The sequence below is a fragment of the Aeromonas sp. R2-2 genome (assembly GCF_040908355.1).
Lineage (GTDB): Bacteria > Pseudomonadota > Gammaproteobacteria > Enterobacterales > Aeromonadaceae > Aeromonas > Aeromonas veronii.
Map to the genome: position 1 here is coordinate 1 of NZ_JBFODQ010000034.1, position 20,902 is coordinate 20,902.

A 20,902-nucleotide genomic window follows, 5' to 3' on the forward strand; every position below is an offset into this window, starting at 1 on the left:
TCACCGGTGTGGCGGATATGGACAATTTGCCAATCGCTGTTGAGGCTGCCGTTCGGGTGTTCGGTCAACGCGAAGCTTTGTCCCGGCAAGAGGGCTGCGCTGTTGGATTTGCCGCTGCCCGCTACCGCGTCATTGCGCAGGGCATCGAGCCGGTGTTGTGCAAACGCCTTGCCGCTCGGGTCCTGCTTGTAGCGGCCCGGATAGTCGAAGTGCTGGTAGGTATCGCGCTGATGCTCGAGCTCTGCCCCCTGCTTTTTATGGGAGAGGCCATAAGCCGGCGTCTTGAAGCTGTAGTCCTTGAGCTCCACATCCGAGGGGCGCACCGCCTCGCGGTAGTGGAACTGGCGCACATAGGGACCTTGTTCCAGCGAGCGGTTGCCGAGGTTGAAAAATAGCTCGGGGCCGGCGGTCAGGGCTGCCGCATCGTCAGCAAAGACGATGCGGTGCTTGCCTGCTTCAAACTCGTGGAAGTAGAAGAGCCCCTCTTCGGCTGCGAGGCGATTCACGAAATCGAGGTCGGTCTCCCGATACTGCACGCAGTATTCGCGCTGGGCGTGCTCGTTCTTGAGCGCAAAGGCGTAGTCAGTAATGCCGTGTTCTTGCAGCAGGATACTGAGGATTTCGTCGGGCTTTTGCGCCTGGAAGATGCGGGAGTTCTGGCGCAGGCCCAGCCGCCACAGGGCCGGTTTGACTTGCAGGCTGTAACGGGTGCGGCGAAAGCCGCTGTCCCCTTGGGCAAACTCGCTCACTACCCCGCATACGCGGCGTTGCAGCTCGCCGTTGTACCACACCATCAGCTCGCAGGGCTGGTCCAGCACGGCGCCAAAGTCAACATCAGGCTGGCTACTTGCCACCTCCAACTGCAAGTTGAACGGCCGGTTCAGCCCCTCATCCAGCTGAAAACTGGCCACCACGAAGGTGCTCTCGGGCAACGCTCCCACCTTGACGGTAAATTGCAATCCGGTTTGATTAGCCATGGCTTTTCCCTCTTGTCACGGCCAAGCTGTGCCTGAGCCCTTGCCAACTCTCGCGCCCATACACTCCCTCGCCGCGCAGCCACGCTACCGCCCTCTCCGGTGCCGCAAGGGCCACCAAAGATAAGGGGGTTAACAGGTTACGAGCGGTTCGGGTCTGCATCACAGGACACCCTTTAGTGCTTTGCCATCCCTCCGCACTCACCGGCAGGGCATCAAACCCCGGCAGGGGGATGGCAAAACAGAAAAGCTCCAGCCAACCCGTTGGCCAGGCTGGAGAAAATGCACAGTACAAGAAGCCGGTTGAACAACCGGCTCAAAGACACATTACTACTTACAAGGAATACCAAAGTACCGAAGCAAGGCTTACGCCTCGATGGGCGCGCGCCAGTCGTCCGCACCGGAAGTACCGGCAACGGTGTGCTCCCAGTCAATCTTGCGGTAAGCCATGGAGACCTGGATAAGCTGGGTGAAGTCAGACTTCGCCGGGTCCTGGCAGTGCGGCATCTGGCAGTCGATGTCAACGATGGTGGCATCGGTCAGCACGGTAGAGAAGAAGTGCTCCTGCTTGCCTTCAACGGAGGTGCGGTACCACTTCAGGGTCACTTTAGGCAGCATCTCGCCGGAAGCCAGGGAGTTGTACATCAGCGGCACGGCTTTGTTCAGCGCAACGGTGAACTTGAACGGCTTGTGGACACGCTGACCAGCCGGCTGACCGGATTGCGGGTCGGTCGGGACAGTCACAACGTGCTGGAACTCTTGTACCAGCATCTCGTCTTCGTGACCTTGTACGAAGATGTTGCCGACGGAATCGGAGGTGAAGGCACCTGCGGTGATATTGCCCTGGGTTTTACCTTCGATGCTGATATAACATGGAGTTGGCATGGGTATGCTCCTAAATAGGTTGGTTAAACGAGATAGCACTCGACCAACCTTTAGCAGCGTCCATGCCATTTTTTTATTCCTTATTTATCAAACAATTACATTCCGCCAGTTCTCGCTCAACGCACATGGGTGCAATAAGTTGCGCAATGTCATCACACTCACTGGCAAAACTGACCTTTTCAGTAATTTCATCTACGTAATGAGCAAGCTTTTGCGTTAGGCAGCATCATGCACTGTTATCATCCACATTTTCGATTTGTGCCGTGTCAATGTTCAGCCTGACAATCCCCTGCATCAGTGCCCAGGATATCGCCTGATTTTTGCTGCTTGCCCCCAGCTTCTCTGCGATCCGCTCAAGATGGAAAGTGACGGTTCTGGGCTTGATCCCCAGGATCTGGGCAATATCGCTCACTTGCTTGCCTTCGGCGGCCCATTGGCACACCTCCAGCTCCCGTAGCGTCAGATCTTCCTGAGGAAGCTGCACGGCAAGACAAACACGGGTCACCGCCTCGAAGACATGCACCGCCAGCCAGCTTAAAAAGGGAATAGCCGTCAGCCACTGATGTTCGGTTCGTGGCGTACGAGTGATCAATGACAGCAAGCCAACATGGCCATTCGGCCCGTGCCAGGGAATCGTGATCCCGTCGCGCAGCCCCATCTCTTGTGCCTGCAGCATCACTTCCAACCCAGCGATGTCCTGCAGATCGCAACACTCGGTGATCAGGTTGGCCCAGAGGATGGGGGTGCTCTGCTTCATTCCTTTGCGCACTACGGGATCTACCGCAAAGAAACGCTGTTTGTCATAGGCCTGCACCCATTCGGCAGGACAGCCGTTGAAAATCCTCACATCAGGACGCTGAATCGAACTGGGAAAGATGAATCCAAGCCGGAAGTGGTCAAATCCCATCTGCTGGCTCAGAGTTCGCAACAGAGTCACTATGGTCTGCTCGTCAGGGGCCTCATTGAAGCGGGTAATCAGCTCAAGTGCATCGGCGGTGTCGAGAAAATAGTTCGATGTCGAAGTCAAAGGCGAGTCGCACCCATTGTAAAGAATTACTAAATATCATTAACAATGAATCAAATAGCATAATATCTCGCCAACACAAAGAAAAGGCGAATCCAACGAATAACATAGGGTGAGCGGGTCACCTCACGCCTGGCTACATGTATAAAAAATCCCCGCCTGTCAGGGCGGGGATCCGGTGCGGGCAACAGCTCGCGATCACTGCGTGTGTTGTCTTTTTAGAATACGTATTTGACCCGTGCACTCAGGTTGCGGCCCGGTTCGGTAAAGGTACTGACATCTGCAGCGGCATCTTTCCCTGCGAGACGATTATATGTGGTGTATTCCCGATCAAACAGATTGAAGAGCCCAACGTTGAGTTGCAACTCAGGCAAAGGATTAAACTGGGCATACATATCCACCGCCACCCAACCAGCTGACTTCATAAACTCCTTACCGTTTTCATCCTTACCGACCTTATCCATATCATCAGCAAAGCGAAGCGCGGTATTGAAATTCCAGAGCGCGTGTTCAAAACGCACACCGATATTTCCACTCAAAGGGTTCAGAGAGTTAATGTAGTTCCCATTTTGATCTTTTCCATTGATGTATGACAGAGCCCCCCAAGTATATATATCATCATCGAACCAGTAACCAAGTTTCAACTCAGCTCCATTGGTATTGACTTTATCCTTGTTGACATACTTAGTCACCATTGTCATACCTGTACGACCAAAGGATGATGTGTTTTCTGTATCAATAAAATCTTTATATTTTGCCCTGAACACAGAAATATCATAGTCAATTGTATCTGACTGGCCGCGAGCCCCGAGATCAATACCATCACTACTTTCTGGACGTAAGTCAGAGTTAGGGATAAAGACATGAGTAAAACCTGGCACACTATAACTATCAGATGCTAAAGACTCACTATATGTAGGAGCCCTGAAACCATGGCTATATTGCGCATATATATTTGCCAGCTCATGGGCCTTATATACAAGGCCAAGCTTTGGAGATAGTTCACCTTCCTTGATCTCTCCAAATGATGATTTACCGTTACTGGAAGTAGCTTGCAGTTCATAATGATCATACCGCATGCCCGGAGTTAGCTGCCATTTATCATTAATCGCGATATTATCAAAGAACCACACAGCAGCACGCCGCGTATCGCTATCCGGGAATGGGCTTCGGTTCGCTATTGCGCCACTCGGGTAACTGGTTTTCGTCTTCTCACGTTCTGTGGTTGATTTTTCATACTCAAGACCCCAAACAATGCTGTTTGCCCCCAAATGCTTGTCAAATTGTAGCTGTGCACCCAAGGCGTCTTGTAAAAACGTATTATGCTCTGAACTTCCTTTTGTTGTATTACCAGTATTTTTATTATTGCTCTGGTCAAATTTACTGATGTAAACCTTCGAAGAAACTCGATCTGTGAGCAGTGAGCTTACTTTAAGCTGGTGATCCAGCATGATGCGATAGTTTTCACTTTTCTCATCTTTCAGTCTCAAATCTTTAGCGTTATCAAACGGATCGGATTCTTTATCCTGATCGTAATAATCAAATGTCAGCTTCACCTGTTGCGCTGCTGATATATTCCATTTACTTTTGAACAAAACCGAACGTTCGATAATATCAAAGTCGTATAAGCTTGATTGGTAGTTCTGTCTGATACCACCATTACGTTGAGTGTAGCGCAATAGATGTTCAAAATCACCGGTACGCAATGCGGTTGTAAAACCGCCCATCCATTGCCCGTTTTCGGAGGCATAACCACTGGTCACATCAACATAGCTGTTTTTATTACGCAAAAAATCCGATGCATCTTTGGTCGTAATTGCAATAACCCCACCAATAGCATCCGAGCCATACGCAGTTGAAGCAGATCCTTTAACAATTTCAACCTGCTTGATCATGTCAGTATCGAAGTAGTTCTGTCCTACACCACCTTCGCTATAAGCATCGTTTTGACGAACACCATCGCTCACCACTTTGACGCGATTTCCACCCATACCACGCAATGAGAAGGTTTGACCATCAGTAGCATTATGGCTACCGCCATTCACGGTCACACCGGGTTCGTAGCGGAACAGGTCGGCGACGTTGGTGACGACCTGCTCTTCAATCTGCTTGGCGGTGATCACCGAGATGGGGCCGGAGACATCTTCCAGTTTTTGCTCCATCCGTGAGCCGCTGACGACCACGACTTCATCCGCCTTCTGGGTGGCAGCAAAGACCTGGGAGGAGAGACCGGCAGCCACGGCGAGGGCAACCAGAGAGAGTGCGTTATGATGGGTCACAGCGAATCCTTATTGAGAACTGTTATCAAACAGGCCGCATATTACCCGGCTCCCGACAAAGATCAACAAGAAACGAAATCATTCTCATTTGTTTTGAACCAAATTGGTTTTACACTGTCGCCCTGTGTTGCCCTTATTCTCTATTAGCCCCCCGAGATGCACCGGCATCCGGGCATATCAGCCGTGAGATCCCATGATTAGACGACTTCCCCTGCTCGCCCTGCCGCTGCTGCTGGCAGCCTGTGCCACCCCCACCCAACCGACCCAGTCATCACAGTTGCAGACGCTCTATGACTACCGGCTAAGCAGCGAGGGAGACGCAGACCTGACGCTGGAGCAAGCAATCGCGCGCATTGCCGACGCCGACATCATTCTGGTGGGTGAGCTGCACAGCCATCCCGCCGTGCATCTGTTGCAATCGCGCCTGCTGAGCGGGCTCTACACCGCAGGTCAGCAGCACGGTCGGCCATTGGCCCTCTCCATGGAGCAGTTCAGCCGCGCCGATCAGAAGACGCTGGATGCCTATCTGGCGAACCAGATTGGTGAAGCGGCCTTGATCCGCGAAGGCAACGCCTGGCCCAACTACCCGAGCGACTATCGCCCGCTGGTGGAGTTTGCCAAAGCGCACCAGATGCCGGTGATCGCCGCCAACGCCCCCAAGCCGCTGGTGAGCTGTGTCGGTCAGGAGGGGGCTGAGTGGCTCGACAAACTGCCCGCGTCGCGCCGCAGCCAGCTGGCCCGCCAACTGACGCTGGGGGATGATCCCTATCGCCAGAAATTTATGGCTTCCATGCACCACGGCGATGCCGACAGCAACGCCCGCCGCTTCGCCGCTCAGACCAGTTGGGATGACACCATGGCCGAGAGCATAGTGGATTATCTCGCCAAGCACCCGGGCCAGCAGATCATGCATATCGCCGGCAATTTCCACGTCGAGGGGGGGCTTGGGCTCGCCAGTCGCATCGCCAGCCGCAATCCTGCCCTCAAGGTAGCGCTGGTCGTGCCCCGTACAGATGAGACCTCTGTTGCAGATCGCGCAGCCGATGTGCAGGTAACCATCATGCCGCTGCCTAAGCGCTGGCAAAACAGTGACGAGATGAAGCAAGATATGGGCGCGCTGCATCAATCCCGCAGTCGTGACTGCAGCCAGTGGCTGCAACCCTAATCTTCCAGGAAACGGCGGGTAAAATATGGATGTGTTACTGATCATCGATGTGCAGCAAGGCTTGTTCAACGAGCCCCGTTACCGCCAGGAGCAGGTGCTGGCCAATATCAATCGAGCTGCGGCCCATGTCAGGCAGCAACAGGGACGGGTCATCTATATCCAGCATGACTCGCCCCCCGGTACCGAACTGGAACCGGGCACCCCGGGTTGGCAGTTGCACAGTGCGCTGCAACCGGCCAAGGGGGAGAGCCGGGTACGCAAGACAGCCTGTGACAGCTTTCTCGATACCGAGCTTGCTTTCCTGCTGGCCGAGCAGCCGGTCGATCGACTCATTCTCTGTGGCTGTGCCACCGATTTTTGCGTCGATACCACGGTGCGCAGTGCCGCCTCCCATGGGTACGAGGTGCTGGTATTGAGCGATGGTCACACCACCGCCGATCGCCCCCACCTGAGCGCAGCCCAGATCACCGAGCACCATCACTGGATGTGGCGCCACCTCAGTCTGCCGGAGGGGCGCAGTGTGACCCTGCTCACCACCGACGAGCTGCTGGCAGTAACACCCGCACTGCAGCCGTGCTAATCTGCGAGCCTCGCCTCGTTTCTCACTGGAGTCTGTCGTGCGCCTGTTGTCTGCCACCCTGTTGTTGATTGTTCCCCTGCTGTCGGCCTGCTCCAGCTTGCCCGGACAGAAGTATGACGGGCCGGAACCTCTTTTTCTGACCCACATCAACGAAGAGGGGAGCAAGCGTTTCACCTTTGAAGCCGCGCCCAACGACACCTTGCCACGCGGCCTCTCGGCAGCCCAGAGCCAACGGCTGCTGGAACAGCGGGAGGCGTTGCAGGAGAATCTGCTGACCGAGACCCTGGCGACCAAGCAGTATTGCCGCCAGGGCTACATAGTGCTGAGCCAGACCTCCTGGAAGGTACGGGGCGAGTGCAACGAAACGGCCACCGACGCCGATCGTCGCGCTTTTCCCAACAAGGCCAGCTGGCAGGATTGATCAGGCCTGATGAGATAACGCAATAAAAACGGGCAGCCCAGTGGCTGCCCGTTTTGTTATGACGGCTGTCGTGGTCGACAGGGATCGTCAGACCGGCGCATCGGCCGGGCTGGTGAGCTCGGCACCGTTGTCGATGCGCTTGTGCCCTTCCACCAGATGGACGAAATCCACCAGCTCGTCACCGGAGACTGCGAACGCCTGGCCGAAGCCCTTGACGAACAGCCCCTGCTCCGGCTTGAGGCGGAACAGTTTGAAATCCTTGAGGTTGGAGAGACCCTTGATGATCTCGCCAAAACGCCCCTCCAGCGCCGCCACCGCCTTGCTCCAGCGAGCGTCGTCACGGGCCACCACTTCAGCCACCGCATCGAAGGTCAAGCGCTTGCGGGCAAACAGCTCGCGGGCACCGCTCTCATCCTCGATCAGCATCAGGGATACCCGCGGCACCTGTTGCAAGTTGCGGGCGTGGCGGGCGATCTCGGAGATCAGCACATAGTAGCCATCTTCCTGCAGCACGAACGGGGCATAGCTGGCGTTGGGATTGCCTTCGCCATCGACGGTGGCGAGCTGCAGGGTGCGGCAGCTGTCGCGAAACTCGCGGATCTCCGGTTGCAGGCGGTTCTGCAGACGCTCCTGACGTTCACTCATGCTTTGACTTCCTCTTGAGAGTTGTGGCGCAGCGCCATAAAACGGGTGACCTGATCGTCCAGCAACTGGCGTTTCTCGTCGCGACCCAGATAGACCTTGAAAATGCAGCGGCCGGAGTGACCGAAGAACTGGAAGGAGTGCCCCTCCTTGCCCATGAACAGCTTGCTGACCAGCGCAATCCCCGCCACGTTGTCGAGCTTGAGATGACCATGCAGCTCACCGTCGCGGCCCATCAGGTTGTAGTAGCCGCGTGCGTCCTTGCCTTTCGGGAAGGGGGCTTTTACCTCGAAGATGGAACCTTCTGATTCGACGATGGTGGTCACCGGGCCCCAGTCGGCCAGATCTTCCAGCAGACCTTGTGCGCGATCGGCGGGCAACAGGGTCACCAGCTCGGCGGGCAGATGGCGAACCACCTCCCATTCGCTGATGGCAAGCTGGGCCGCCAGGGTGGACGGATGAACGCCGGGATCCTGCTCCAGCAGCGCGTGAATGCGTTGTGCAATGCTCATGTTTTCTCCCTCTGCGGGACCATACTGTCCCGCTGTTTATCATGGCGGCTACTCTAATAAAGCACCGAAACCAATGCAATTGATAATTGCTATCATTATCAGTGCATTTTTTCCAAAGCCTTGATATTCTCGGCGGCACACCCGTTTCATTCACCCCTTCGGAGGTTAGCATGGGCCGTCGTCTTGCCCTCGCCATCACCCTGCTCTGCAGTTCACTCTCTCCCTTCTCTACCGTTGCAGCCGACGGACAGAAAGAGCGTATCGTCAGTATCGGCCCCGCCACCACAGAACTCATTCTGGCCCTTGGCGGTGAATCGAGCCTGATCGCCACCGATGTCAGCAGCCCCTTGCCAAAAGGGTTGCCCAAGGTGGGTTATCACCGGGCGCTGGCCGCCGAAGGGATCCTGAGCCTCTCCCCCACCCGACTGGTGGGCAGCGACGAGATGGGCCCGGCCCCGACCCTGGATCAGCTGCGTCGTGCCGGGGTCAAGGTGGAAGTGCTGGATACCGCGCCGACCCTCGCCAACCTCAACCAGCGTATCGACACCCTCTCCAGCCTGTTGGGCGACAAAGCCGCTGGCGATCGCCTGAAGGCAGAGATCCAGGCTCAGACCGATCAGCTGGCGGCGCAAGCCAAACAGAACAAACCGCTCAAGGTCGCCTTCCTGCTGCTGCACAAGGGGCAACCCACCAGCATCGCCGGAGGGGACACCACAGCCAGCGCGCTGATTTCGCTGGCAGGCGGCATCAATCCGGTCGCCGAGTTGCGCAACTACAAGCCGGTATCCGCCGAATCCCTCATCGAGATGCAGCCCGATCTGGTGCTGGTCAGCGGTCGTGACTGGCAGCAATATGCCGACCCGGCCAAGGTGCTGGCCGAAGTGCCCGCCCTGGCTGCTACCCCGGCTGGCAAGCGTAACGCCATTCACGCCATCGACGGCCACGCCCTGCAAGGGGGCCTGAGCCTCAACTCCCTGCAACAGGCGAACCAGATCGCCCAGTGGATCAAGCAGGGGTCATGATGCGGTTACCCCTCTCCTGGCTGCTGGCCTTTACCACGGCCGCACTGGCACTGTTGCTGCTCGGTTCGCTGGCAACCGGCCCCATGACCCTCACCCTGGGTGAGAGTCTGCGGGCGCTGTTTGCCGGACAGGAGAGCGGGATTGAGTCGCACAAACTGCTGATCGTGCAGGAAATTCGCCTGCCGAGAACCCTGCTCTGCATCGCAGTGGGGGGGATCCTCGGGCTCTGTGGCGCCGTGATGCAGGGGCTGTTTCGCAACCCCCTGGCTGACCCCGGCATCATAGGTGTCTCCGGCGGTGCGGCGCTTGGGGCTGCACTCGCCATCGTGCTGCTTGCCCCTCTTGCACCACAATATGGCCAGCAGCTGCAAGCCACCATCGGGGTTGGTCTGCTGCCACTGCTCGCCTTTCTCGGCGGCGCGCTCACCACCACCCTGGTCTATCTGCTCGGCACCCGTGAGGGGGGCACCTCGGTCACTGTCATGCTGCTGGCCGGGGTCGCCATCACGGCGCTCTCCGGTGCAGTGATCGGCCTGCTCACCTATCTGGCGGACGATCAGATGCTGCGCAACCTGAGCCTGTGGCAGATGGGAACGCTGGCGGCAGGCAAACCGGCCGATGTGGCGCTGGCCCTGCTCACCCTGGCGGCCCTGCTGTGGCTCTTTATGCGCGATGCCAATCCCCTCAATGCCCTGCTGCTGGGGGAAGGGGAGGCTCGTCATCTGGGGGTCAATGTGCAATCCCTCAAACGTCGCCTGATCCTGCTCACCGCCGCAGGCGTCGGGGTGGCGGTGGCGGTATCGGGGATGATCGGCTTCGTCGGGCTGGTAGTGCCCCATCTGGTGCGCCTGCTGGCAGGCCCCAACCATGTCAGGTTGCTGCCGCTCTCGGCCCTGCTTGGCGCCGCCCTGCTGCTGGCGGCCGACATGCTGGCTCGCACCCTGCTGGCCCCGGCCGAGCTGCCGGTGGGCATCATCACCGCCCTGCTCGGCGCCCCCTTCTTCATCTGGCTGCTGGTAAAAGGCCGCCGCGCCCTGTGATACGGACTGTTATGCAACCACTCTCATCCTCACTCTCCTCCCCCCTGTTGAGCTGCAGCCGACTCAGCCTGCGCCGTGGCCAGCGCCAGATCCTGGATGGGCTCGATCTTAGTCTCGAGAGCGGTACCCTCACCGCGCTACTCGGCCCCAACGGGGCGGGCAAGAGCTCGCTGCTCAAGTGCCTGACCGGCGAGCTGGAATATGAGGGTTCCATCACCCTGTTCGGCGCGGCTCGCCAGCAGTGGGACAGCAGCCAGCTGGCCCACCGGCTCGGGGTATTGCCGCAAAGCTCCTCACTCAACTTCCCCTTTCTCTGCGAAGAAGTGGTCGCCATGGGGCGCTTGCCCCACAGTGAACCGGCGGCGCGGCGTGACGAGATTGTGGCGGCGGCCATGACCCATGCCGGGGTCGAGCATCTGGCCAAGCGGCTCTATCCCGGGCTCTCTGGCGGCGAGCGGCAGCGGGTGCAGTTTGCCCGGGTGCTGGCGCAGATCTGGCAAGCCCCCTCCCCGACCGAGCAGGCCGAGCAACCCCGCCTGCTGCTGCTCGACGAGCCCACCTCGGCGCTGGATCTGAAATACCAGCATCAGCTGCTCACCATGGCACGCGCCCTCGCCAGCCGCAATACTGCGGTGCTGGTGGTGCTGCACGACCTCAATCTGGCGGCGCGCTATGCCGACCGGCTGGTGATGCTGGAGCGGGGCAAGCTGATGGCCGATGGCACACCTGCCGAAGTGCTGACCCCTGAGCTCATCGCCCGTCTCTATGACTATCCGGCACAGGTGATCCACCACCCCGAGAGCGGCCTGCCGATGGTGGTGTGACAAATTCAGAGTGCGGTAACGGCAGGAAATACGCCATTCATCCCGAAAACTGCAGCGTATAAACCGGTTTTTCACACCCCATATCGCCCTGCTAACATTCATCATCGCCAGATATGTGGTGTGAATATCCTCACACTTTGCTCAGGCAAAATCCCCGCAGCATCTCCGTCTACTTATAATGGCGCCGCCTCACAGAAGGCATAACTCATTGATGCTACGGAATAATTACAATGAAGAATATCAACAAGACCCTACTGGCTGCCGCCATCTCCCTCGGGATGCTGGCTGGCTGCAACAGCGACAACGACTCAAAGGCAGCTGATCCCATGGTTCGTTTTGCCACCTTCAACCTCTCTTTTGACCGCACTGCCGCCGGTATGCTGACCGGTGAGCTGGCGCTGACCCGCACCGAGCAGGATGGCCTGCTGGCCCGCCTCGCCGAAGGGAGCCTGAGCGGCGCCACTGAAACCAAAGCCAAGAACGTGCAGCAGATCCGCAACGTGGCGGAGATCATCCAGCGCACCCGCCCGGATGTGTTCCTGCTCAACGAGTTCGACAACGACGGCAAAGGCGAGAGCACCGCCGACCTGAAAGCCTTCAACGACAACTATCTGGCTCACGCCCAGCACGCAGAGGTGACGGCCATCAGCTATCCGGTGATGCAGAACTTCGCCACCAACACCGGCCTGATGAGCGGTTATGACCTCAATCTGGATGGCAAGGTGAACAGCGGCCCCGACGATGCCTGGGGCTTTGGCAACTATCACGGCCAGTATGCCTTTGCGGTGATGTCCAAATACCCCATCGACACCAAGCAGATCCGTACCTTCCAGAACTTCAAGTGGAAGGATATGCCGGGCGAGCAGAACCCCATCATCGATGACTGCAACAATCCCAAGGTCAAGATCCCGGCCGGCCGCCAGTGTGGTGATGCCTGGTATTCAGACGCAGCCTGGCAGCAGTACCCGCTCTCCTCCAAGAACCATGCCGATGTGCCGGTACGGATCAAGACCGAGAAGGGGGAAGAGGTGATCCACTTCCTGATCTCCCACCCGACCCCGCCAATCTTTGCCAATGCGGCGCGCCACACCGTCAAACACAACCGCGCCGAGATCGCCTTCTGGAATGACTACGTCAAGGGTCTCAACTACATGACCGATGACAAGGGCACCAAGGGTGGGCTGGCCAAAAACGCCAAGTTTGTTATCGCGGGTGATCTCAACGCCGATCCGCTCACCGGTGACGGCGACCTGACCGCCATTCAGGATCTGCTAAACAACCCGCTGATGAATCAGGCCATCACCAATGGCACCCTGATCCCGGTCAGCGAAGGGGGCCCGGAGTGTGTCAGCAAGGGGACCGACTGCAAACGCAACCTCACTCGCCCCAACCCGGAACGCATCACCAACTCCAGCGTGCTGCAGCTGGATCACGTCATCCCCTCCGCCAACCTCAACGCGGTGAAGAGCGGTGTCTACTGGCCTGCCAGCTTCGAGGCCGGTTATCACCTGGTCTATGATGCGAAACTCGGCATCGCCAAGGGAGTCAGTTCGGATCACCGCATGGTGTGGGTCGATCTCAAACTCGACTAACTCTGCCATGACCCCGCTGCGGCGGGGTCTTTTATTGGCAATGGGTGGCGAGTTGACCACGGCCCATTAATCCACCGCTTGGCATTGAGTTATCCATCCATAACTCCTCCATGGCCGTTGAATGGGCCCTCCGATCACAGAACCGCCGCGCCAATGGTGGTAGCATGCCTCCTCTTGCCATCCGGCCGCACGGCGGCTCCGGTGGCCCTCCCTCCTCCGCTTTCACTTTTTGAGGACGTATCTGATGGAACTGCTTCTGCTTAGCAACGGTAAAGCCAACGAATTTCCGGGTCTGCTCGGCTGGGCCCGCGATCGGGTTCAAAGCCTGCTCGCGCGCAAACAGGTCAAGCGCATCATGCTCATCCCCTACGCGGTGATCCGCAGCGACTGGGATGCCCGCGCCAACGAACTTACCGAGAGCCTCGGGATCGAGACCATCAGCATTCATCACTTCGATGATCCGGTCGAGGCCGTCAATCAGGCCGATGCCATCTTTATCAGTGGCGGCAACACCTGGCGCCTCAACCAGATGTTGCATGAAAACGGCCTGATCGTGCCGATCCAGCGTGCCGTGCGCGAACGGGGCGTCCCCTATGTGGGCTGGAGCGCCGGTTGCAACGTGGCGACTCCGAGCATCCGCACCACCAACGACATGCCGGTTTGCAACGCCGCCGTGCTGCCCGCGCTGGGCCTGTTCCCGCTGCAAATCAACCCGCACTATCTGGATGCCAGCATCAGCGGACACATGGGCGAGACCCGCGACGAGCGTCTGGCTGAGTTCTGCGCCATCAACCCGAGCGAATATGTGGTGGCCCTGCGTGAAGCGAGTCTGCTGCAAATCACCGGAGAAAACGGCAGCGAGCGTCTGGAGTACTGGAGCGCCCGCGCGCAGGACTTCAAGATCTTCAAACATGGCCAGGAGCCGCAAGCCTTTATGGACGCGAGCCCACTGGCCGAGCTGACCCCCTTCAAGGTCGGCTGAGCCACGCAGAGCGCCCTGCCACTTGCCAGCGGATAGCTCGCGAAACCGTAAAAACAAAAGAGGGATGGCTTGGCGCCATCCCTCTTTTTTATCTTCATCTTTCAGCTGGTTGTAGTCTGATTACTCACCTTGCAGGGTCACCAGCACCTTGCGGGCGCCACCATCGACGCGATGTTCGCCAAGCCAGATCCCCTGCCAGGTGCCGAGCGCCAACTGACCATCGCGAACTGGCAGCAGCAGGCTCACCCCGAGCAGGGAGGATTTGATGTGGGCGGGCATGTCATCCGCCCCCTCATAGGTGTGGCGATAGTAGGGGGCATCTTCCGGCGCCAGCCGGTGCAGATGGGCCTCCATATCGCTGCGCACGCTGGGGTCGCAATTCTCGTTGAGGGTGAGCGAGGCGGAGGTGTGTTGCAGCAACAGGTGGGCCACGCCGATCCGGTAATCCGCCAGCATCGGCAGCTTGGCCACCAGCTCGTCCGTCACCAGATGAAAGCCCCGCGAACGGGGCTTCAGGGTCAACAGGCACTGCTGCCACATCAGACGTATTCCATAAAGACGCGGGAGGTGAGCTTGGTGATGAGTTCGTAGGGGATGGTGCCAATCTCGTCGGCCACCCGCTCCACCGGTAGCCCCTCGCCCCACAGTACCGCCTCGTCACCGGGCTTGTCGGTCGCGCCCGGCCCCAGATCCACCGTGCTCATATCCATGGAGACACGCCCCACCAGCGGCACGATGCGGCCGTTGATCAGCACGGATGTGCCGTTGGGCGCCATGCGCGGATAGCCGTCACCGTAGCCGATGGCGATCACGCCAAGGCGAGTATCGCGATCTGACACCCAGTTGGCACCATAGCCCACCGGCTCGCCCGCCTTGTGATCCCGCACCGCAATTAGCTGGGTCTTCAAGGTCATCACCGGCTGCAGGTCGTAATCGGCCGCCACCGTGTTGGGGAAGGGCGACACGCCATAGAGGATGACGCCGGGGCGAACCCAGTCGCAGTGGGAGTCAGGCCAGGCCAGAATGCCCGCCGAGTTGGCCATGGCCCGCTCGCCCGCCAGCGGTGCGGTCAACTTGCTGAACAAGTCGATCTGCTCGCGGGTAGTAGGCTGCTCCAGCTCATCGGAGCGGCTGAAGTGGGTCATGATGTTGAACGGCTGCACCACGTTCTTGCACTTAGCAAGGCGCTCGATAAAAGCGGGCATCTCGTCGGCACGCACCCCGAGGCGGTGCATGCCAGTGTCGAGCTTGAGCCAGGCCACCACGGGGGCTGGCAGCTCGACCTGCTCCAGCGCTTCGAGCTGCTCCCTGGTGTGAACCGCCGTCTGCAGGTTGTTGGCCGCCAGCACCGGCAGATCATCGGCAGAGAAGAAGCCCTCCAGCAGCACGATGGGCTTGACCACGGCGCAGGATCGCAGCATCAGCGCCTCTTCGATACGGGCCACCGCATAGGCATCCGCATCCACCAGGGTGCGGGCGACCGGCAGCAGTCCATGGCCATAGGCGTTGGCCTTGACCACAGCGATGATCTTGCAAGCAGGGGCGTGGCGCTTGACCACGGCGAGGTTGTGGCGCAAGGCCGCAGTATTGATTTGGGCAGTAGCCGCTTTCATGGTTTTCCCTTACGAGGGCACAAATGGTCTCCCCCTCATCGGGCCGAAGACCGCCACTCACTTATCGTCGTCGAAGGCCGGACCGGCATAATTGTCGAACCGGGAAAACAGGCCCTGAGCAGCAGCCAATGACTGGCTGTCGATCAGGGCAGTCGTGGTAATGACGAAACCGTCATCACCTTGGGTTTACATCAATAGTCGTCATCAAACGCCGGACCGGCATAGTTGTCGAACCGGGAGAACTGACCCTGGAAGGTGAGGCGCACTCTTCCGATAGGGCCGTTACGCTGCTTGCCGATAATGATCTCGGCAATCCCCTTGTCCGGGCTGTCATCGTGATAAACCTCATCACGATAGATAAACATGATCAAATCCGCATCCTGCTCGATGGAGCCCGATTCACGAAGATCCGAGTTGACCGGGCGCTTGTCGGCCCGCTGTTCCAAGCTTCGGTTCAGCTGGGAGAGCGCCACCACCGGGCACTGCAGCTCTTTCGCCAGCGCCTTGAGGGAGCGGGAGATCTCGCCGATCTCCAGGGTACGGTTGTCAGAGAGCGCCGGCACCCGCATCAGCTGCAGGTAGTCCACCATGATCATGGATAGGCCACCATGCTCGCGTGCCACCCGACGGGCACGGGAGCGTACATCGGTCGGAGTGAGGCCGGAGGCGTCATCGATATACATCTTGCCCTTCTCCAGCAGCAATCCCATGGTGGAGGAGAGGCGTGCCCAATCCTCGTCGTCGAGCTGACCGGTACGCACCTTGGTCTGGTCGATACGCCCCACAGAGGCAAGCATACGCATGATGATCTGCTCCGAGGGCATCTCCAGCGAGAAGATAAGCACCGGCTTGTCAGCGGTGAGGGCCGCATGCTCACAGAGGTTCATGGCAAAGGTGGTCTTGCCCATGGAAGGACGGGCCGCCACGATGATCAAATCCGAACGCTGCAAACCGGCGGTCATCTTGTCGAGATCGTTGTAACCGCTCGATACCCCGGTCACCCCGTTGTGCGGCGTCTTGAACAGCTCTTCAATCTTGTCGACGGTCTGCTCGAGGATGAGCTTCAGGGGCTGGGGCCCCTCGTTGGCGCTGGTGCGCTGCTCGGCAATCTTGAATACCTTGCTCTCGGCAAGATCCAGCAGATCGCCAGAGGTACGGCCCTGTGGCTCGTAACCCGCTTCGACGATCTCGTTGGCGACCGAGATCATCTCCCGCACCACCGCTCGCTCGCGCACGATTTCGGCGTAGGCGTTGATGTTGGCGGCACTCGGGGTGTTCTTGGCGATCTCCACCAGATAGGCGAAGCCACCCGCCTCTTCCAGCTGTTCGGAGCGTTCCAGCTCCTCCTGCAGGGTGATGAGGTCGATGGGGTTGCCCGCGTTGGAGAGGCGGGTCATGGCCTGGAAGATCAACCGGTGCGGACGGCTGTAGAAATCCTGATCGATCACCCGTTCGGCAACCCGATCCCAGGCATCGTTATCCAGCATTAGGCCGCCCAGTACGGACTGTTCGGCCTCAAAAGAGTGGGGAGGAACTTTCAGCTGTTGTGTCTTGGCGTCTTTTTTCGCCGTCACTTGCTCTGCCATACACATAAAAACCGCAGCGGGAAGGGGACGGGAATTTTACAAAAGAAAGCCAACTACGGCGAGCCCTATCTGGCGGCTCATACCATCATAAAGGGCCAAACCAGAGTCTGCTCTACCTTGACCATTTTGATTTTGCTTCGCATTTTGCGCTCCTTGCGACTCAATCTTCTGCTTTTCATCCGGTTTACTCCTCTTGTTTGACGCCGCATGGCGGCAACCTCGTTCATGAATAATTCATGCCAGAGGTGATATTGATGAATACAAGCTGCGACACAATTAGGGACAGGCAGCCTGCCATGCGCCTTGCTGAGCTTGCCAAAGCGGAGCATGCCCCACCCACAGACGAGAGTGAAAAGAGTCAAAATGAAAAAGATGCTGACCCTGTTTGCCGTGATCCTGGCCATTGGCCTGGGGGCACCTCACGCCGAAGCCAAGAAATTTGGCGGCGGCAAATCCTTTGGTAAAAGTTACAAAACTGCGCCGGCCCAGCCTGCGGCCAAACCGGTCGACAACAAGAATCCGACACTGAATGCCCAGACTCCACCGAAAAAGAGCGGCATGATGGGTGGCCTGCTGGGCGGCTTGCTGGCTGGCGGCCTGTTTGCCTACCTGCTGGGCAGCGGTGCCTTTGAAGGTCTGCAAGGAATGGACTTCCTGCTGATCGCCCTGCTGGCGCTGGGTGCCGTCTTCCTGATCCGTACCCTGCGCAAGGGCAAGGTCGCGACGCCACAGCCACAACAGGCGGCCTATGCGGGCTATCAGCCACCGCAATCCGCGGCCCCGCAGCAGTTTGAGCAGAGCAACAGCGCACCGCAAGCCACCGGCTTTGCCGACAGCGACGTGCCGTTCCGCCTGCCGCCGGGCTTTGACATGAACAGCTTCCTGGCCGGTGCCCGCGATCACTATCGCACCCTGCAAGAGGCGTGGAACAAGAACGATCTGGAAAAGGTGCGCGAGTACGTCAGCCCGGAACTGTTCGAGCAGCTCAAAGCCGAACGCGCCGAACTGACTGGCGACCAGCACACAGAAGTGATGTACGTCGATACCCAGCTGGTACGCGCCGACTATGGCAGCGACTGGGCCCAGGTGAGCGTGCGCTTCAGCGGCCGCTACATGGACCGTCAGGAGCAGGTCGAAGAAGACATCAAAGAGGTGTGGCACCTCGAGCGCGATCTGGCCAAGAACAATGCCCCCTGGCATATCGTCGGTATCGAGCAGCTGTAAGGTTTAGATTGTCACTACGCAAGAGGCAGCCCATGGGCTGCCTCTTTTCATTTCATACCCTCACCTGACCTCATACAGGCGATGGCTATCGTCATTGATGATTGAAGAGTTGTAACCGCCCCCAAACAACGACAAAGGGCAGCCACCGGCTGCCCTTTCGCATCACATCTGGGGTATGCACCCCGCTGACGAATCAGTTACACCCTTCGGTAGAGGCTGAGTTCAGATAGCTCACCTCATTGCCTGGCTGATAATCGGCCACGTTGATGGTCTCCTTGATCTCGATGAACTCTTTCAGCACGGCTGCATCCACCAAACCGGCATTGATGGTATCGATCTTCGGATAGCCGTCACCACCGGAGGCGCTGAAGCTCGGGATCGCGAAGCTGTAGGTTGCTGCCGGATCAAACGCCTTGCCACCGATACTGGTGATATTGACGCTCTTGGCCTGACAATCCACCGCCATGTTGATACCGCCAAACTGGGCATAACCACCGGTATTGCGGGTCTTGCTTGCCACCTGGCCCAGATAGGTCGCCAGATCGCTTCCCTTCATGACAGCCTTGTTGACCGTGTTGCCAAACGGGTGTACCAGCAGCACGCTGCGGTAGGTGATATCACCGGCCGGGATGCTGTCACGGACGCCGCCAGAGTTGACGATACCAAAGTCGACACCCAGCTTGCTGCTGGTAGCCGTGGTGATGAGGCGACCCAGGTTGGTCTGCTTGTTGCGAACCGAGTTGCGATCACCAACCAGCAAGCCATCTGCCGAGCCAATGACGACATTCAGCTCTTGCTGACCTTTCTCCTGATAACCCAGCAGGGTGTTATACAGCTCGGGATCCTTGGTGATCTCGTCCTGTACGAACTGCATCTTGGCCGGGTCCTTGGTCACGGCGCCGTTGGCATCGATCGCCTCGCCCTTGGCGTTGCGCTTGATCAGGTTGACCGGGATCAGGTCATAACTGGTCAGGGTCAATTTGCCATTCTGGTACTCAAACTGGGCACGGCCCACATACTTGCCCCACTCGTGAGCCTGCATGATCCAGGTGCCGTTTTGCTGGTCCGGTTGGCAGTTATCACCCGGTTTGAAATTGGCGTACTTGTTGGTGGTACCCGGTTCCATACAGACCGGATTCTGGGAGTGGCCACCAATGATGGCATCCAGAGTCCCTGCCGGCAGTGCACGAGCCATCTCTACATCGCCCGGCGCATTGCTGCCGTGCTGGCCATTCTCGTAATGGCCCATGTGAGTGATGGCGAAGACCAGATTGGCCTCCTTGTTACTGCGGATCTGCTGACCCAGTTTGGCCGCCTCGCTGGTCGGATCGCGGAACTCCAGGGTCTGAACGTTGTTGGGGTCAACCAGCTGGGCGGTATCCTCGGTGGTCAGGCCCAGTACGGCGACCTTGAGACCGCTCTCCAACTTGAACACCTTGTAGGGGTCAAAGTAGTGTTTGCCACTGGCCTTGTCGTAGATGTTGGCCGAGAGCATGGGGAACTGGGCCCACTTGCGCTGCTTCTCCAGTACGCTGAGGGGGTTGTCGAATTCATGGTTGCCCACTGCCATGGCATCGTAGCGAATGTTGTTCATCGCCATGAAGTCAGGCTCGGCGTCCTGCAGATCGGACTCCGGCACCCCGGTATTCACATCACCACCGGAAAGAACCAGTACGTCACTGCCAGCAGCCTTGGCATCGGCACGCAGCTGCTCGACCAGAGTCTTCTGGGCAGCCATACCATACTCATTTTCAGCGTTGTGCCAGAAACGGCCGTGGGTATCGTTGGTGTGCAGGATGGTCAGTTTGCAGACATTTTCGGTGCAGGGTGCAACGGTGTCATTGGTCGAGGTATTACAGCCAGTCAGTGCAGCAAGCACTGCCAGTGCCACGCCGCCTTTGATAAAGTTATTATTCATTTCCATATCACCTTGATTGTTTTGTTATTTATCAACCCTGTCCAGCGGGTCGGGCGTCAATATAACAAACAACAGATGACCGTTTTTCATCGATGACTCACAAATTCTGCTAATTGTGATCTTCGGCCCAACATCCGGCTTCCTGCTGATTTATCAAGTTTTTTGTTGAGCAGTCACTCACTTGCTCCCCTCCCGCACCAAGGAGGCGCCACCCGGACGCGCCTTTATGGCATACTCCCCAGCCAGCCATGTCCGAGGAGATGATTTGATGGCCAAGTACGACAAGATTTCCCCCGAGACCCAGCAGGAGGCGATGAAAATTGCCCGTGCCAACCAGAAGCCGGGGCAGACCAAGGAGCAGACCCAGCTTATCGCGCAAGGGATCCAGAAAGGCATCGACGAATACAAGAAACAGATGAAGGCGCGGGCCCGCGAAGCGAGCCGCCAGAAAAAATTGCAGGCCAAAGCCAGGCAGCCACAGGCGGCGCCACAAACCGAAGAGCAAGACGATCAGCTGGAGCTGGTTGAAGTAAGCCATCAGCATCCCCAGCCCTGGATCTTGCTGGTGCTGAGCTGGCTAGGATTTGCTACAGCCTGGTTCTGGTTGCACTAAGACGCG

Annotated in this window: 20 protein-coding genes; 10 read left to right on the forward strand and 10 right to left on the reverse strand. The window is 58.2% G+C overall.

Annotated elements, in window-relative coordinates; translation table 11 throughout:
* The 4 genes from tssI to AB5Z09_RS06665 all read right to left on the reverse strand — a co-directional run.
* The coding region (gene tssI / locus AB5Z09_RS06650) for a type VI secretion system tip protein TssI/VgrG (protein WP_368194909.1) at nucleotides 1-977 on the reverse strand (977 nt) is incomplete at its 3' end.
* Between the two features lie 363 nt (nucleotides 978-1,340).
* On the reverse strand, nucleotides 1,341-1,859 hold the full coding sequence (hcp1, locus tag AB5Z09_RS06655) for a type VI secretion system effector Hcp1 (protein ID WP_005332563.1): 519 nt from the start codon (nucleotides 1,857-1,859) through the stop codon (nucleotides 1,341-1,343).
* Between the two features lie 226 nt (nucleotides 1,860-2,085).
* Nucleotides 2,086-2,886, reverse strand: coding sequence for a LuxR family transcriptional regulator (locus AB5Z09_RS06660; protein WP_368194910.1), 801 nt, complete (start codon nucleotides 2,884-2,886; stop codon nucleotides 2,086-2,088).
* A 215-nt stretch (nucleotides 2,887-3,101) separates the two neighbouring features.
* Nucleotides 3,102-5,162: a TonB-dependent hemoglobin/transferrin/lactoferrin family receptor gene (locus AB5Z09_RS06665; RefSeq protein ID WP_368194911.1), complete on the reverse strand. Its 2,061-nt coding sequence runs from the start codon at nucleotides 5,160-5,162 to the stop codon at nucleotides 3,102-3,104.
* Between the two features lie 193 nt (nucleotides 5,163-5,355).
* Between AB5Z09_RS06665 and AB5Z09_RS06670 the strand changes: the two genes are divergently transcribed.
* Genes AB5Z09_RS06670 through AB5Z09_RS06680 form a run of 3 tightly spaced genes read left to right on the forward strand, consistent with a single transcriptional unit; the run spans nucleotide 5,356 to nucleotide 7,328 of the window.
* Nucleotides 5,356-6,327: a ChaN family lipoprotein gene (locus tag AB5Z09_RS06670; protein ID WP_368194912.1), complete on the forward strand. Its 972-nt coding sequence runs from the start codon at nucleotides 5,356-5,358 to the stop codon at nucleotides 6,325-6,327.
* A gap of 25 nt (nucleotides 6,328-6,352) precedes the next feature.
* Nucleotides 6,353-6,907 (forward strand): cysteine hydrolase family protein, encoded by a 555-nt coding sequence (locus AB5Z09_RS06675; RefSeq protein ID WP_005348211.1) that lies wholly within the window; start codon nucleotides 6,353-6,355, stop codon nucleotides 6,905-6,907.
* 37 nt (nucleotides 6,908-6,944) lie between these two features.
* Complete coding sequence (locus tag AB5Z09_RS06680) at nucleotides 6,945-7,328, forward strand: hypothetical protein (RefSeq protein WP_005335256.1); 384 nt, start codon at nucleotides 6,945-6,947, stop codon at nucleotides 7,326-7,328.
* Nucleotides 7,329-7,415: 87 nt separating this feature from the next.
* On the opposite strand, the gene hutZ is transcribed toward AB5Z09_RS06680, so the two are convergent.
* Nucleotides 7,416-7,973, reverse strand: a complete 558-nt coding sequence (gene hutZ, locus AB5Z09_RS06685; protein ID WP_005335257.1) for a heme utilization protein HutZ — start codon at nucleotides 7,971-7,973, stop codon at nucleotides 7,416-7,418.
* The gene (gene hutX / locus AB5Z09_RS06690) at nucleotides 7,970-8,482 is read right to left on the reverse strand and encodes a heme utilization cystosolic carrier protein HutX (protein ID WP_368152730.1); all 513 of its coding nucleotides are present in this window, start codon (nucleotides 8,480-8,482) and stop codon (nucleotides 7,970-7,972) included. Before hutX ends, hutZ begins: the two co-directional genes overlap by 4 nt.
* Nucleotides 8,483-8,652: 170 nt before the next feature.
* On the opposite strand from hutX, the gene AB5Z09_RS06695 reads away from it, so the two are divergent.
* The 5 genes from AB5Z09_RS06695 (at nucleotide 8,653) to pepE (ending at nucleotide 13,942) form a co-directional block, all read left to right on the forward strand.
* Nucleotides 8,653-9,504 carry a hemin ABC transporter substrate-binding protein gene (locus AB5Z09_RS06695; RefSeq protein WP_368194913.1) on the forward strand — a complete coding sequence of 284 codons (852 nt, stop codon included), beginning with the start codon at nucleotides 8,653-8,655 and terminating at the stop codon, nucleotides 9,502-9,504.
* Nucleotides 9,501-10,544, forward strand: a complete 1,044-nt coding sequence (locus tag AB5Z09_RS06700) for an iron ABC transporter permease (RefSeq protein WP_042021724.1) — start codon at nucleotides 9,501-9,503, stop codon at nucleotides 10,542-10,544. Before AB5Z09_RS06695 ends, AB5Z09_RS06700 begins: the two co-directional genes overlap by 4 nt.
* 11 nt (nucleotides 10,545-10,555) lie before the next feature.
* Nucleotides 10,556-11,368 (forward strand): heme ABC transporter ATP-binding protein, encoded by an 813-nt coding sequence (locus AB5Z09_RS06705; RefSeq protein WP_201908504.1) that lies wholly within the window; start codon nucleotides 10,556-10,558, stop codon nucleotides 11,366-11,368.
* Nucleotides 11,369-11,598: 230 nt separating this feature from the next.
* Complete coding sequence (locus tag AB5Z09_RS06710; protein ID WP_368194914.1) at nucleotides 11,599-12,960, forward strand: endonuclease/exonuclease/phosphatase family protein; 1,362 nt, start codon at nucleotides 11,599-11,601, stop codon at nucleotides 12,958-12,960.
* A gap of 244 nt (nucleotides 12,961-13,204) precedes the next feature.
* Entirely contained in the window at nucleotides 13,205-13,942 is a 738-nt protein-coding gene (gene pepE, locus AB5Z09_RS06715; RefSeq protein WP_368194915.1) for a dipeptidase PepE, read from the forward strand.
* A gap of 120 nt (nucleotides 13,943-14,062) precedes the next feature.
* Here the strand turns inward: pepE and AB5Z09_RS06720 are convergent, their stop codons facing one another.
* The 3 genes from AB5Z09_RS06720 to dnaB all read right to left on the reverse strand — a co-directional run bounded on the left by AB5Z09_RS06720 (nucleotide 14,063) and on the right by dnaB (nucleotide 17,141).
* Nucleotides 14,063-14,482: a secondary thiamine-phosphate synthase enzyme YjbQ gene (locus AB5Z09_RS06720; RefSeq protein WP_368194916.1), complete on the reverse strand. Its 420-nt coding sequence runs from the start codon at nucleotides 14,480-14,482 to the stop codon at nucleotides 14,063-14,065.
* Entirely contained in the window at nucleotides 14,482-15,555 is a 1,074-nt protein-coding gene (alr, locus tag AB5Z09_RS06725) for an alanine racemase (protein WP_368194917.1), read from the reverse strand. Before alr ends, AB5Z09_RS06720 begins: the two co-directional genes overlap by 1 nt.
* A 191-nt stretch (nucleotides 15,556-15,746) precedes the next feature.
* On the reverse strand, nucleotides 15,747-17,141 hold the full coding sequence (gene dnaB / locus AB5Z09_RS06730) for a replicative DNA helicase (protein WP_026035132.1): 1,395 nt from the start codon (nucleotides 17,139-17,141) through the stop codon (nucleotides 15,747-15,749).
* 363 nt (nucleotides 17,142-17,504) lie between these two features.
* Between dnaB and AB5Z09_RS06735 the strand changes: the two genes are divergently transcribed.
* On the forward strand, nucleotides 17,505-18,365 hold the full coding sequence (locus AB5Z09_RS06735; protein ID WP_005335275.1) for a Tim44 domain-containing protein: 861 nt from the start codon (nucleotides 17,505-17,507) through the stop codon (nucleotides 18,363-18,365).
* A gap of 193 nt (nucleotides 18,366-18,558) precedes the next feature.
* Here the strand turns inward: AB5Z09_RS06735 and ushA are convergent, their stop codons facing one another.
* Nucleotides 18,559-20,283, reverse strand: a complete 1,725-nt coding sequence (ushA, locus tag AB5Z09_RS06740) for a bifunctional UDP-sugar hydrolase/5'-nucleotidase UshA (RefSeq protein WP_368194918.1) — start codon at nucleotides 20,281-20,283, stop codon at nucleotides 18,559-18,561.
* A gap of 268 nt (nucleotides 20,284-20,551) precedes the next feature.
* On the opposite strand from ushA, the gene AB5Z09_RS06745 reads away from it, so the two are divergent.
* The gene (locus AB5Z09_RS06745) at nucleotides 20,552-20,896 is read left to right on the forward strand and encodes a DUF2956 domain-containing protein (RefSeq protein ID WP_236315815.1); all 345 of its coding nucleotides are present in this window, start codon (nucleotides 20,552-20,554) and stop codon (nucleotides 20,894-20,896) included.
* The last annotated feature ends 6 nt before the right edge of the window (nucleotides 20,897-20,902 follow it).